Raw genomic sequence first — 14448 nt, forward strand, 5'->3', positions numbered from 1 at the left:
TTCTAAAATAATGATACTTGAACTTAAATAGTTGAGTTACGCGAATTCAAGTATCGAATAGCTGTTGAATTATTCAAATCTGTTTTGGTCATAATGAGTGTTCAATGCGATTCAGTGTAGTGGTCAACAAAAACTGGCCACGGCTTTAGAGTTTTTCCAGAACAATCGTTCTGATTCATTCGGCGTCAAACCACCATTATATTGATGAGGTCTGAGCTGGCTGTAATATCCTGTGATGTAATTCGTTATTGCCGTGCTGGCTTCGCTAAAATTCACGTAGCCGTTATCCGGTACCCACTCTGTTTTCAGGCTTCTGAAGAATCGTTCCATTGGGCTGTTATCCCAGCAATTCCCCCGGCGACTCAGGCTTTGCTTTATCTGACACCTCCACAGTAACTGCCTGAAATTCCTGCTGGTATAGTGACTGCCTTGATCCGAGTGATACAGTAAATTAGCCGGCTTTCCTCGCGCTTCCCAGGCCATGGACAGCGCTTTAGCTGTCAATGCAGAATCCGGGAAAAATGACATCGCCCAGCCAACCGGTTTACGGGAAAACAAATCGAGTACTACAGCCAGATAAGCCCAGCGTTTTCCCGTCCAGATATAAGTCACATCACCGCACCAGGCCTGATTAGGCTCGGTAACAGCAAACTGGCGATCCAGATAATTAGGGATCTCAATGTGTTCCTTAGACGCCTTCTTATAACGATGGCCAGGTTGCTGACAGCTGATAATATTGAGTGCTTTCATCAGCTTTGTTGCCCGCCAGCGGCTCAGTTTTATACCTTTGATGGTGACCATCGCGGCAATGCTTCGCGCTCCTGCTGAGCCGTTACTTTCGCGATAAACTTCACGCACAAGGCTCAGTAATGCCACTCTCGTGGCGTCAGGCTTCTTGGGCTGCCGCCAGTATTTATAACTGCTGCGATGAACCCCAAACACGTTGCACACAACGGCAACAGGAAACCGCGCCCTGAGTTTCTCAACTAATGAGAACTGTTCAGGGAGTCTGACATCAAGAGCGCGGTAGCCTTTTTTAATATATGCCTTTCCATTTCAACGCGTTGAAGTCTTTTCTTCAACTCACGTATCTCAATCTGCTCAGGTGTCATGGGTGAAGCTATGGGTGATTTTCCCGCTCGCTCTTCTTTCAGTTGTCGAACCCATTTGTCCATCGTGGATTTGCCGACATTCATCGCAGTGGCAGCGGCGGCAACGGTGTAGTGCTGATCGAGTACAAGCTGGGCAGCTTCGAGGCGAAATTCGGGGCTAAAATTGCGTCTGTTACGTCCGGTCATAATGTCACCTGTTTTGACTATGAGGTAATGATATCACCTCTATTCAGGTGGCCAAATTCAGTGTGCCACTACACAGACAGCTCAGCATTGACTGTTACTTCGTTAATCAGTTTATCAACATATGTCTAAACTGGTTAAGGTCAGCGATCTGTAACTAGTTTAACCGTAAGAGCCATGAGTTGCTTTTTTCTATAATTTCCCTGCATCCATTGCTGGTGTGAACGCAAGAAATTATAAATTTTATATTACATCCTCATGGCCAGTTTGAATTTTTTTAGCCCAAAAAATTAGGCATTGCTCTCAGAACAGTACCATTTACTCACCAATCATTCGTTGCATGCTTTGTGTCCAGGATGCTTTGAATGCCGAGTCCCCTGCGAATAGCTTATAAAGCTCCAGTTCATCCTTACGTCGTTGCAACATAATCTCTTTAAGCATTTTCTCAAAAGCCAAGTTTCTGTTATGTGGATCAGGATTATTTTTATACTTAGACTCAAAATCAGGGTGATTACGAATGCTCTCAGCAATGTTTATAAACTTCACTTTCTGCTCTTCAGGCGTAGCACTCCAACCCTGGAACCACCTCTCATTGAAGGTGCGGATTATTTCGTCTAATGGATCTTTTTCCTTTTCACTGCTATGTGCTCCACGTGGATTTGGGTTTTGTGGATCAAGCTCCGCTTCCTCATCGCTCAACTTGATTGTGTGATTGAGCTTCACACGCTGCAGCCCATAGGAACTCAAATCAACAGAATCTAAAAGCTCATCGATGGCATCTGCATCAGGGTCTTCAACTTTCAGCTTAGGTATGAGGAATTTCAAGAACCAGAACAGTTTCTCCCAAGTCACCATTTCATAAGGCATGATAGAGGCCATTTGTCCGTAGATTTTCACGAATTGTTTGGCTTTAATTTTGAAATCAACTTTAGCTTCAGGTTCGAGTTCTAACTCATAGTCAAAACGAGCTGCTGCAACATCGATTATCGGGCTAAGAGTCTGGGCATCCTCATTATTAAAATAACGAATTACAAACTCTTCAACTTCATACCACTCATAAACCCCCACATCATCCATTTCGTCTTTTAACTCGTGCAGGACGTTAATATCGGTGGCTTGCGACAAAGATGTGGCTGTATAAAACGGATCAAATGCTAACTGAATGTCTTCAACAGAATTGAAGAAATCCAGTACAAACAAATCTTCTGTTTTCTTTCCCAACTTGGGTGCACTACGGTTGAGTCGCGACAATGCTTGCACACACAAGACGCTCGCTAGCTTTTTATCCACATACATTGCACAAAGCTTTGGTTGGTCGAAACCGGTAAGATATTTGTTGGCGACAACTAAAAGTCGATATTCATCAGTATCAAACATATCTTTAGTATCAGTTTCGGCAAAGCCATTGATATCGGATTCAGTGTACTCAATGCCGTCAACCTCTTTCGTGCCAGAGAATGCAATCAGAACTTTAAATGGGTTACTTTGTTCCTCAAGTATACGTTTGATGGCTTTGTAGTAACGAATAGCAGTCTCAATGTTTTGAGTCACCACCATCCCTTTTCCTTTCCCCTTGAGCTTTTTCGCATTCACCACGTGAGGCACAAAATGCTCCAACATGATCTCAGCTTTCGTATCAATAGTCTGCTGACTACGTTCAACATAGGCTCTAAGTTTTTTCTGGGCTTTTTTAGTATCGAATTCGGGGTTATCAGCTATCGATTTTTCAATCTCATAATAGCTTTTGTAGGTCGTATAATTGGCAAGCACGTCCAGAATAAAACCTTCCTCTATTGCTTGCTTCATCGAGTAAAGATGGAAGGGTTTAAAAGAACCATCCTCCTGGCGCTCTCCAAATTTTTCTAACGTGCTGTTTTTCGGTGTTGCCGTAAATGCCAGATACGATGCATTACCTCGCATTTTACGTGACTTCATTGCCTGAAGAATTTTATCCTGAGTATCTTCAGCCTCTTCCACTTCAGCCTTACCCATCGCTCGGTTCATATTGTCATGTGCTGAACCAGACTGAGAACTGTGAGCCTCATCGATGATCACGGCAAAACGCTTATCACTCAGGTCGGCAATACCATCAATGATAAACGGGAATTTTTGAATCGTCGTAATGATGATTTTCTTGCCGTTTTCAAGTGCTTGCTTAAGCTCGGAAGACTTATTCGCAGGAGCAATAATATTCTTAACCTCTGAGAACTCTTTAATATTGTCTCGTAATTGCTTATCCAGCAGGCGTCTGTCAGTCACAACAATCACAGAGTCGAATAAAGGCTGCTCCAGGCTTTTACCACCTGCCACAGCTTCGGTAGCAGGATAGGTCTCAATAAGCTGGTAGGCAGCCCACGTAATCGAATTAGACTTACCAGAACCGGCCGAGTGTTGAATTAAATATGTCTGACCAACGCCATGAGTAGCAGCATGATCGACCAATTTTCTGACAACGTCTAACTGGTGGTATCGAGGGAAAAACAAGGTTCGCTTCGGTAATGGCTCTTTGCTTGTGCCATCAAGACGGACAAAATGTTGAATGATGTTGGCAAGGCTTTCTTTGGTGAATATCTCTTGCCATAGATACGCCGTTTTGTGGCCAGCTGGGTTAGGGGGATTGCCTTGGCCAAGATTGTGTCCTTTATTGAACGGCAAGAAAAATGTATTGCTTCCCGCCAACTTCGTGGTCATATAGACCTCGTCTGTATCCACTGCCATATGCACCAGACAACGACCAAAGGTTAATAGTGGCTGAGTAGCATCACGATCATCACGATATTGCTTTTGCCCATGGTAGCGAGCTGTTTGCCCCGTCCAAGCATTTTTTAACTCTAGGGTGATCAATGGTATGCCATTGATGAACAACACCATGTCTATTTCTTGTAAAGGATTCGCTACCGAGTAATGTACCTGCCTGGTACAACTAAAAACGTTACCAGAAAAGTTTTGCTTAACCTTCTCGCTACTGCTCGCCAGTGGTGCCGGATAGAGCAAAATAAAATGGGCATCATCTACACTCAATCCTCTCTTAAGTAAGTGCAAAATACCGTGCTTTTTAATGAGCCGATCAAACCTTTCCAATAATTTGCGTTGCCAGTCTGATGGATTATTTTTTTGTAATTTAGTCAGTTCAGCTTCCTGTGTCTTTTCTAGAAATTGCCAGAAAAAACGCTCATCGATGGCATATTGCATGTTAAAGTCATTAGAAGCACCAATGCCATATCCTGCCCCGAAGAGCTGGGGGTTTAGGCCCTCTTTTAGCTCTTCAGTACTGATACCTACCAAACATTTTTCAATAGTCGACTCTAATGCTTGTTCATTGGTTTGACTAACCATAGTTGTAAGATCCCTTATTCAAAATATCTCTATCTAGCGCTAGTATATCCAGATGTTCACGGGCATCACCAAAACTGCACTACCTGCGGTTCTTTGCTTAGTGCTTCAGGTCGGCGCACCGTCCATTTCTTAAGACGTTTGCGTGCGGTAAAGCCCCGAAAGCCACGTTCGCTGAGCTTCCTGACCGTAACCAGATTGGTTTGATAATTCACCGTGAACATATTGCAGCGTCCTATCGCTCCACCATCTCTGGGGTAATTTTTATTTTGCCTGTCACAACGCTATTGATCAGAGTTGCTTTGTATTCTTTAATTTTTTCGATTTGTTGCTCTTTAAGGGCAATAGCTTCGTCGATTTGCTCTGTCTTTTGGACGAGAAAATTAGCAATTTGTATTTGTTCCTCTTCGGGTGGCAGAATGAAAGGAATTGCTTTCATTCTATCCTTTGAGAGATCCCACTGCCCAATGCGTACTCCATCTGAAGCACTACCGAAAAATGAAACATACAACTTACTTCTAATTGCCCAATTGAAAAACTCCGGATTGATGGCTTTGGTAAAGTTAAAAACAAAGTAAGCAGGACTCACAATGCCTGTATACTTTGAGACACCATATGAGCCTTGCCAAGCTTTCATTTTATTCATACCAAACTGTCCTTTTTCTAGCTTTTTATAGCCGCTTAGGTCGTCTGGGATGAAGTTGTGATTAGAATCTTGATCTTCAACATCCCTTTCAATAACACCTAATTCACGCGTTATTGATAGTAATGGGAGATCAGGGTGGTTTTTTATTGACACCGGGGAAAGACAGGAACCTAATTTGGTAATTTTCCAATGCTCTGGAATCTTGCCAATCCAAGTCACACCAGAGTCCTTCAACGACACATTGGGATCAAGCCCTTGTGTTACCGCCTTGTGAGTAATAACTTGCTTACGCTCTTTAAGCAGATTGATTTGTTGCTCTTTAAGGGCAATAGCTTCGTCGATTTGCTCTGTCTTTTGGACGAGAAAATTAGCAATTTGTATTTGTTCCTCTTCGGGTGGCAGAATGAAAGGAATTGCTTTCATTCTATCCTTTGAGAGATCCCACTGCCCAATGCGTACTCCATCTGAAGCACTACCGAAAAATGAAACATACAACTTACTTCTAATTGCCCAATTGAAAAACTCCGGATTGATGGCTTTGGTAAAGTTAAAAACAAAGTAAGCAGGACTCACAATGCCTGTATACTTTGAGACGCCATATGAGCCTTGCCAAGCTTTCATTTTATTCATACCAAACTGTCCTTTTTCTAGCTTTTTATAGCCGCTTAGGTCGTCTGGGATGAAGTTGTGATTAGAATCTTGATCTTCAACATCCCTTTCAATAACACCTAATTCACGCGTTATTGATAGTAATGGGAGATCAGGGTGGTTTTTTATTGACACCGGGGAAAGACAGGAACCTAATTTGGTGATTTTCCAGTTTCGAGGGATTTCGCCAACCCATTCATGACCCGAGTTAATATGTTTTTCATATTTTGGCATTAAAGTGAAATTAACCATTAAGTTTCTCCTTACACTACTGCTACTTTCACACCCAAAATCTTCGCAATTAATCCCTCAGACTTTTTCTCTAGATTTATAATATCTGTTGCTACGTCTTCTGGGCTTCGCAGTGGCTTGTGACGGTAGAAATATCTGTTAAAGCTAATTTCATAGCCAATTTTAACGGAATCCAAATTAATCCAGGCTTCATCGACATGCGGTTTTACTTCATCAAGAAAGTATTGGTAAATACTTTGTTTCAATGGAATAGACTCAGTGTCACGAAATTCACTGTTGCTCTCATAAATAATGTATTCACCTTTTTTTCCGCTTGGAAAGTAGCCAAAATCAGGTAAGTCTTCCGCTTCGCATTCATAGCGAGTAAGCAGTTCATCTAGTTTTTCATCACTTAGTTTAACGACTTTTTTAATCACTTTCTTTGCAGATTCGTTATACCAGCTAACGGCATTTAAGATAGCATTCTTCTCAGATGCAGTTAATTTTACACCGTTTGCTTTAAGTGATTTATCGACAAGGCTTGTGAATTTATTAAAATCATCAAATTCATTATCGCCAATGTCAGACATCAAGTTTTGAGCGGTTTCCAGAACGGTTCTAAGTGCCGACCAATGCTTGACATCAAGTAATTTGGTCCTGGATTTTGCATTTAAGCTGATTTTGTTCTCTTCACACCAGGAGAAGATTTCTTTCTCAATGGATTTCAGGAAACTCTTTTTCAGATCACTGCCGAAACCTGTCTTTTTATAGACATCATCACCATATTCGGCGTACAAGTGCATCATGACGTCGCCAAACTGCTTATCAAAACGCAATGGTGCAATAGCTTCCTGAGTAAAGCGTGCTTTACGTCGGTCTGGACGTTCAATAGTGACTTTATAGTAACCAAAGTCATCATTGCTAAATACTTTGCTGGCAATACCAATAGGGTCGTTGTTTGTATCTAACTGTCTTTCAAAATCCATGCAGGAAAGGTAGGTATCAGTGATCTCAGTGATATGTTCAGGTGCAAATTCGCAGTTTTTATTGCCTAAATTTTTGCGCAGTTTGCGATAGAGTAAGCTGGCATCAATCAACTGCACCTTGCCTTTTCGAGAGGTGGGTTTATTGTTGTTAAGAACCCAAATGTAGGTAGTAATACCTGTGTTATAGAACAGGTTATTAGGTAATTGAACGATGACGTCCAGCATATCGTTTTCGATAATAAACCGGCGAATATTACTTTCACCACCGCCCGCATCCCCTGTAAACAAGGATGAACCATTGTGAACAGATGCGATCCGGCTACCGAGCGGACTGACATTAGGGTCTTTCATCTTGTTGACCATCTCCATTAAGAAGAGTAACTGGCCATCACTTGAGCGCGGCGTGGCATCGACCACTTCAACGTTGCCCCAATAATCTTTCAGGCTTACTTTAAAGCGAGGATCAATTACATCGTTACCATCTTTGATGTGTTTTTGCTCTGATGCCCAACTCTTTCCGTAAGGTGGATTAGATAACATAAAGTCAAACCGTGAGGATGCAAACTCGTCTGTAGACAATGTAGAGCCTACTTTGATGTTCTCAGGATTATTACCCTTAATCATCATGTCCGATTTACAGATAGCGTAGGTTTCGTCGTTAATCTCTTTGCCGTATAAATAGATGTCGCGATTGTTATTGGGATACTTCTCTTCAATGAAATTCTGAGATTCAGTCAGCATACCGCCGCTTCCACAAGCCGGGTCGTAAACAGTCATGGTGAGTGGAAGTTGGTCCTTGAGCGGGTCAAAAACCAAGTGCGTCATCAACTCGATCACTTCCCTAGGGGTAAAGTGTTCACCGGCTTCTTCGTTGTTTTCTTCATTAAACTTGCGGATTAGCTCTTCAAACACATAGCCCATACCCAAGTTGGTGAGGGCTGGCATCTTGTTGCCTTCGGGATCTTCCACGACTTCTGGCGTTAAATTGATGTAAGGAGAGACAAATTTTTCAACCACATCTAGTAGAACTTGCTTCGAAGCCATGTGGCGAATTTGTGACTTAAGGTTAAAGCATTCAATGATTTCTTTAACGTTGTCGCTAAAGCCAAGTAAGTAATCTTCAAAATTCGCTAGGAGTATTTGCTGGTTGTTAGTTGCGATGTTAAATAGTGACTTCAATGTCCACTTTGACGTGTTATAAAACACATAGCCACTGGCTGCCTTTAAAGGCTCATCATCCAGTTCTGTAGCTTGCATCTCTTCTTTTTGGAATTTAACTTCCGCCAACACAGCTTCCTTGGTCGGCTCTAACAAAGTATCCAAACGTCGCAAAATCACCATAGGTAAAATCACATCGCGGTACTTACCTCGAACGTACACATCGCGTAAGCAATCGTCGGCAATGTTCCAAATAAAAGAGATAAGCTTGTTGTGCACACTATGATCCATTTTTCTTCCTAATCACTGCTCATTTTTACATCTGAATGAAGAACTAAACTTGGTCTGCATGACTGTTGGTATGTTCACAAAAAGGTACAAGCAGCCAAAGATAGTTTCGAATCGTCCCAGTTTAACCAAGTACGCTCCTTAGTCCAGCCCTAACCTAAGATGGAAAGATGGTGTTAGCGGACAGCTTGATATTCATGCTGTATCACATAGTAGATGGCTTCATTCTCGGCCGTTACAATGCTTCAGAGCACTGCTTGTAACTACTGCATTTCCTCATGCTTTTTGCCAATCAAAAGAAATTTCACCACAACTCATCTACAGCAACGCAATCACTGCACGGATATCTATTGGTTTATAACTATTTTCAGAACTAAATCATTTTCGTGAGCAGCAGATATTCTCTTTCTGACAATGCGGAATGCGACAGGTTGTGTCGTTTTTTTGATGATGCCTTCGCCTTGGAATCAACTAACTAACTTATATTTCATAGCATTAGATCACTGCAGTTACCCCCACCATTTTTTCAATCCACCTCCCTTTGGTACGACATAACGTGTCGAACCAGTACGTCATAATCTCCCATATCAATATCTGGTTATTTTGGGAGTTCAGGACTGTTCTCACCATGAAAACACAACATGATCATTATGACCGCCTGTCCGTCAGGTTATCGGTCATTATCAGCCGATTGTTGGCTGGTCAATCCCTGGAGCTGAAAGCGCTGGCAAATGAGTTTGGTGTTTCAGAGCGCACTCTACAGCGGGATTTTCAACAGCGTCTAATCCATCTGGATCTTGAACATTCCAGTGGCAGCTATCGACTTATCCGACGAACTGGTCGAGAGCATTTACCTAATACCTTTACGTTTATCCTCAATTCTGGGATTTCGGGGATCATTCCGGCCCAGAACCGCAGATTAATCCGGCTCATTACCAGCAGCTCTGGGTACTCACCATGCCTTATCGGACATGGAGGATTGCCATCGCCAATCACCCAAACCACCTGCTTTCTGGAGCTGGCCGAAGCGATCCGTGACTACCGAGCCGTTACGCTATTAGTCAATGGTAAGAACTACGACGCAGTGGCTCCTCGCCGCCTGATCTTCCAGTCCAGAAACTGGTTTCTTGTGGCTACTCGAGCGAGAAAGCTACAGGTGTTTCGGATGGAAGACGTTAACGCTGTGACTGTTCTTGACACTTCTTTTCGCAGAAAGCCTGAACTTGATGCACTTACCGCCAGTGAGGAGTTTATTTCGGCTCTTCCTCATTTTCGTTTCATCAGCGACGTTATTCACACCTTCAAAGAGTAACTGGCAACGTTCATTTCAACATAAGCAAGGAGACCTTTATGGATGACCCGGTGAAGGGCGAAGGCCGGATGATTACTGATGCTAATGGCATCACCAGAAGAGAAGGGGGAATTTCAGGAATATGGGGCAGTATGTTTAATGATAGCAACGGAGTAAAAGCCGACAGCCCGCCGCTCATACCTGACATTAGGGATATTCTCGATGTTTTCCCTCAGTCGCTGCGGGAAAGTCTGGTTAACAAAATCAGTGAAGCTATCGACTATGAACCCGTTATTGGTGTTATGGGAAAAACCGGTTCCGGAAAGAGCAGCGTGTGTAATGCGTTGTTTCAGGGAGAGGTGTGTGCGGTCAGCGACGTTGAGGCCTGTACACGGGAGGCTCAGGAGCTGCGCATACGCTTCGGCAAACGTTCGCTGGAGATAATTGATATCCCTGGCGTAGGTGAGAATGCCCGGCGGGATAAAGAGTATGAAGACCTTTACCGCACTTTGCTTCCCTCTCTGGATCTCATCCTCTGGGTGATAAAAGGCGACGATCGGGCTTTTTCTGCCGATGAGCATTTCTACAACAATGTTCTGCTGCCTGCAGGAGGTGGTGAGCGCGTTTTGTTCGTCCTCAACCAGGTGGATAAAATCGAGCCCTTCCGTGAGTGGGATACACACCTGCATCAGCCATCCCCGGCACAGCGCATCAACATCGAAAAGAAAGAAGCCTACATTACTGAACGATTTGGCTTTACGCACTATCCGGTCATCCCCATTTCCGCCGATGAGGGCTACAACATCCTTCGTCTGGTCGAAACGATGATCCGCGCGTTGCCTGATCGGGCTAAAAGCAGCACCGCCTCGCAGTTTAAGGAAGAGTACAAAACCGATGACGTAAAGACGGAAGCGAAAGGCGGCTTTGCCAGCGTTGTCTCCGGGATACTTGACGACGTTATTGATTCTGTTCCGTTACCAAAGCCCGTCAAAGAGCTTGCCCGTAAGGGGAAAGATAAGGTTATCGAGTGGGCGGGTAACGTCTGGGACCATTTTTTTGGATAAGGAAAATATGTAATGAAACCACTGATTATTCCTGCACTGCTGATAGCGTTATTTGCTGCTCAGTCTGCTCATGCAGGTGGCGGTTACGACCTGCAATGCCTGCTTGAAAACGGCGAGCAAATGACGCTCAGTCATGCCAGTGATACCGTTTATATCAGTTTTGAAAAGCCAGGCGGTGACGCCGAAGAGGGCGGCTCCGTCATTAAACTGGACACCCCCTCCGGTGAGGCGAAACAGATTGTCATCGCTAAATCAGAGGCGGGAACCGCTTCTTTCACGTTGCGCGGAGAAAGTGACGATATTGAAGGCGCTGTTGCCGTCAATTATTCGGAATATGATGGTACAGGCGATGCTTATTACACGGCCATGAATTCACTGGGGCAGGAAACCAGCACCGTATCCTGCAAACCCGGTACGATTAACGTTTCCAGGAGCCTCCTTCAGAACGGTATTAATGGCGTGGGTAGCCAGCAGGCTAATAAACCTGCATCCTCTCAGCAACAGCAGATACAGCAATCCACGACGCCACCGTTTAAAGTGCAGTTTGGCAGCGCCGTCAGCAATGAAGGCTGGAATACTAAATATGGCGTTATTCAGCTCACTATCACTGATGACAACGTGGTGCTGAAATCCATTCGGGTTAACCGAGGGAACTGTAAAATGGAGAGCGTCGGTAACAGAACCCTGCCAGCCAAATATCAATTCGGTGATGTGGCCACGTTCAAATATATGAAATGTGACCGTATTATAGAAGCCAATATTGAGACCGATTCTGGTAGCTGGACCTTTAATAATTAAATATATCTGTGGTTAGTATGGGGGAGCGAGTGCCAGTAAATAATCTGACACTTCCCCCCTTTTAATTATGTGTAACTCTACAGTGAAGCTATCCATTTCATCACCACAATATTACTACCGGCTAATGCACAGCAAAAGCCCTGTCAGGCGTTTACCGACATAGTGTATTATGGGTAAGGCGTACAGAAAGTGCCCAGAGGCATTATTAGCGGGATTCTTCTATGCGCTCCATCACCCAGCGCCTGACATCACTTTCCAGCCAGCGGGAACTGCGGCCAAACTTGATAGGTCTCGGAAACACCCCGTCCTTAATCAGCTTGTAGAACCACTTATCGGTTAAGCCCGTAAAGGTGGTGATAAAGACCATATCCACCAGCTTATCGTTCATCAGCTCGGTTTCGGGAGTCAGTATATTGTTCATGACGATTTTCCTTCTGTCTTTGAGTGGGTAAAAGACAGGAGCAGAACTAACCTTTTGATTTAAGGTCATGTTGTGTGCTCCGTCATTACAATCACTTCTCCAGTAATAAATTACTTTTCGCTTTGGTCTTAAACTGACTGCAGCCAAAATTACGCTCGCCGTCCTCATTTTCTTTGGAACGTTTTTTGGCGAGATAGCAGATCCGATTCAGGTAATTCTCATAATCAAGGCTGTTTGTTCCCTCTCTGCGGTTCAGCTCAAATATGCCTGCCAGATGATAACTTACGCTCTCCTTCGCTTTACCCTTCAGTTTCAGCGCGTGGCACCACGCCTTAGCTGCCATCGTTAGCAATAACCCTCTTCCGGTACCCTTAATCCCAAGTTTCAGCATCATGAAACTGAACACCTCACGGTTAACCAGCAGCACCAGGTGATAATGCTTATTGCCATTAAGCTCACCGAACTCTCTGGCCCATGCGTAATACACCGGGCAAGGGTATATTCGTTTACCTTCTCTGCTGCGTCTCTTCAGATAAGCGGCTATTTGTGCCTTAAGTGAGGCAATAAAACGGGTTATCACCGCAGATTCATATCCCTTATGTTGGTTATGCTGCGGCAGGCTTAAATCCAGCCCGAAGGCTAGAACACGGGCATGCTCATTCATCACGAAAGCTGTCAGCGCTTCCAGACGCTGCATATGGTAAGCATTCTTCTCGCTGTTACATGCTTTGAGTATCATTTCCGGGCTCTCATGTTGTTAGTGACATACCCATGAAAGCTTCAGTAACTTTTAACGAAGGTACAGGACGATCAAAGAAAACACTGACTCACATTACTACTGGCTTTAGCCTTTGCTGATAGCTTTACTCTCTTTTAACGGTTCTATACCCACTTCCCTGTGGATCTCTGTATACCCCTCTTCCCAAGATGTACTGCTACATACTGTAGAGAACAACAATAAGCATAATATTAGTGTCCGGCAGTAAATAATCACTGAAATCGCCACCTGCTACCTCGTACGCCCCTGCTGTATTGGGTTTTCTGGCTGTTATTACTCCCGCCATTCGGACTAAAACCACTCTTAAGTTATCCCGGTACGCTGACTACGGGGCTATTTCTTGCCTAGGTTTACGGATGAACATTTTACTTTCGCTCATGCCACCATAACGGATATTGCCGAAAGCAGTTGTTTTAGCATGGAGCACACTTCTGATTTAATTAGGTTTTTAAAAAGGTGCAGCACTGTTAAAATATAAAAAGTGCTGCACCTTATAAGGAATATGTGATGGTAAGTAAAAAAAGGATAACGGTTAATCTTTCCTATCCTGAACTTCATCAGATGATAGTTAGCCTGGCGAAAAGGACGGGTAGCAGTAGTTCAGCTGTTATTCAGGACATGATTCTTGATGCCTTGAAGTACAGGATGGAAAACGATGCACTTTTACCTTCAGGTAAACTGATGGCGAATAAAAATCTGGTACCGGAAAAGGTTTTCAATGCAGGTTTTGAAATCAATAATCTGACTATTGATGGAAAAACAAGAGGGATAACGGATGAGTTTCATCGTTTGTTTCAAAGGAGGGCGTTTACTGAGACGCTTCCTTACATCATGTTTAGTGACATTCCAAAGCCTGCGGAAGCAATAAATAAGAGGGATATACTCAGAAGAGTAATTTCATATCTGCAGGCGCGAATTCATGTTCCTGATGATATTAACTTTAAACCGGATTTGTTTTTATTTTTTATCGGAAAGGTAACGGTAAAGTATAAGCAGTACACTGCTGATGGCCTCGAAATAGAAATAAGTTATTCATGTAAGGTGATTCCTGTGCGCAGTAACAGATCAAATGGCGATGAAGCACTTTTGTTCGATCTTAGTAACATTAAGTACAGAACTTTCCATGACATGGCCAAAAATGGATGGAACAGAAAAAAACATTCACACCAGTTGTATATTAATGGGCTGGAAGGTATGCGCGGGGGCGGTTTTTTTGTCGGGGTTTTGTATGAGCCACAATCACCAGATGAACTGGCTACCCCATCAGAGGGAGACTTTATTAGTTGCACAGGTCTCAGATATCGATTTTTTAGTCACCCCTCAACGGTTAAAATCATAAAGGATTATTTTCCGCACTCAGTCACTATTGACCAGAATGGAACCACCTACATAGTAAAAGAAAAAACTATACAAGATTTGGACACGCTCAACCGGGCTATTAGGAAGCAGAATGCTGGCTGGTAATATTAAATTACAATCGTTTTTATCTCTGTACTATCCGTGTGATCTTA

At 43.5% G+C, this 14448-nt stretch carries 10 protein-coding genes; 4 read left to right on the forward strand and 6 right to left on the reverse strand.

Translation table 11 applies throughout. From position 1 onward, the window contains the following. Positions 1-123: 123 nt before the first annotated feature. The 4 genes from AC0LWE_RS16990 to AC0LWE_RS17005 all read right to left on the reverse strand — a co-directional run bounded on the left by AC0LWE_RS16990 (position 124) and on the right by AC0LWE_RS17005 (position 8588). A protein-coding gene (locus AC0LWE_RS16990; RefSeq protein ID WP_474265892.1) for an IS3 family transposase occupies positions 124-1298 on the reverse strand; the annotation gives its coding sequence in 2 pieces (ribosomal slippage) (positions 124-1040 and positions 1040-1298; 1176 coding nt in all). A 315-nt stretch (positions 1299-1613) separates the two neighbouring features. After that, entirely contained in the window at positions 1614-4631 is a 3018-nt protein-coding gene (locus AC0LWE_RS16995) for a type I restriction endonuclease subunit R (RefSeq protein ID WP_474265894.1), read from the reverse strand. 232 nt (positions 4632-4863) lie between these two features. Continuing rightward, positions 4864-6174: a restriction endonuclease subunit S gene (locus AC0LWE_RS17000; RefSeq protein ID WP_474265896.1), complete on the reverse strand. Its 1311-nt coding sequence runs from the start codon at positions 6172-6174 to the stop codon at positions 4864-4866. 11 nt (positions 6175-6185) lie between these two features. Continuing rightward, on the reverse strand, positions 6186-8588 hold the full coding sequence (locus AC0LWE_RS17005; RefSeq protein ID WP_474265898.1) for a type I restriction-modification system subunit M: 2403 nt from the start codon (positions 8586-8588) through the stop codon (positions 6186-6188). Between the two features lie 625 nt (positions 8589-9213). Here AC0LWE_RS17005 and AC0LWE_RS17010 point away from each other — a divergent pair. Genes AC0LWE_RS17010 through AC0LWE_RS17020 form a run of 3 tightly spaced genes read left to right on the forward strand, consistent with a single transcriptional unit; the run spans position 9214 to position 11738 of the window. Then, positions 9214-9897: a WYL domain-containing transcriptional factor gene (locus tag AC0LWE_RS17010; protein WP_474265900.1), complete on the forward strand. Its 684-nt coding sequence runs from the start codon at positions 9214-9216 to the stop codon at positions 9895-9897. Between the two features lie 38 nt (positions 9898-9935). Then, entirely contained in the window at positions 9936-10940 is a 1005-nt protein-coding gene (locus AC0LWE_RS17015) for a GTPase family protein (protein ID WP_474265902.1), read from the forward strand. Between the two features lie 12 nt (positions 10941-10952). Beyond that, entirely contained in the window at positions 10953-11738 is a 786-nt protein-coding gene (locus AC0LWE_RS17020) for a hypothetical protein (RefSeq protein ID WP_474265904.1), read from the forward strand. Between the two features lie 205 nt (positions 11739-11943). On the opposite strand, the gene AC0LWE_RS17025 is transcribed toward AC0LWE_RS17020, so the two are convergent. Both AC0LWE_RS17025 and AC0LWE_RS17030 read right to left on the reverse strand, forming a co-directional pair. Continuing rightward, positions 11944-12159 (reverse strand): helix-turn-helix transcriptional regulator, encoded by a 216-nt coding sequence (locus tag AC0LWE_RS17025; RefSeq protein WP_474265906.1) that lies wholly within the window; start codon positions 12157-12159, stop codon positions 11944-11946. 91 nt (positions 12160-12250) lie between these two features. Continuing rightward, entirely contained in the window at positions 12251-12856 is a 606-nt protein-coding gene (locus tag AC0LWE_RS17030) for an inovirus Gp2 family protein (protein ID WP_474265908.1), read from the reverse strand. 588 nt (positions 12857-13444) lie between these two features. Here AC0LWE_RS17030 and AC0LWE_RS17035 point away from each other — a divergent pair. Continuing rightward, positions 13445-14401, forward strand: coding sequence for a hypothetical protein (locus AC0LWE_RS17035; RefSeq protein WP_474265910.1), 957 nt, complete (start codon positions 13445-13447; stop codon positions 14399-14401). The last annotated feature ends 47 nt before the right edge of the window (positions 14402-14448 follow it).

The organism is Lelliottia sp. RD5, assembly GCF_056032945.1.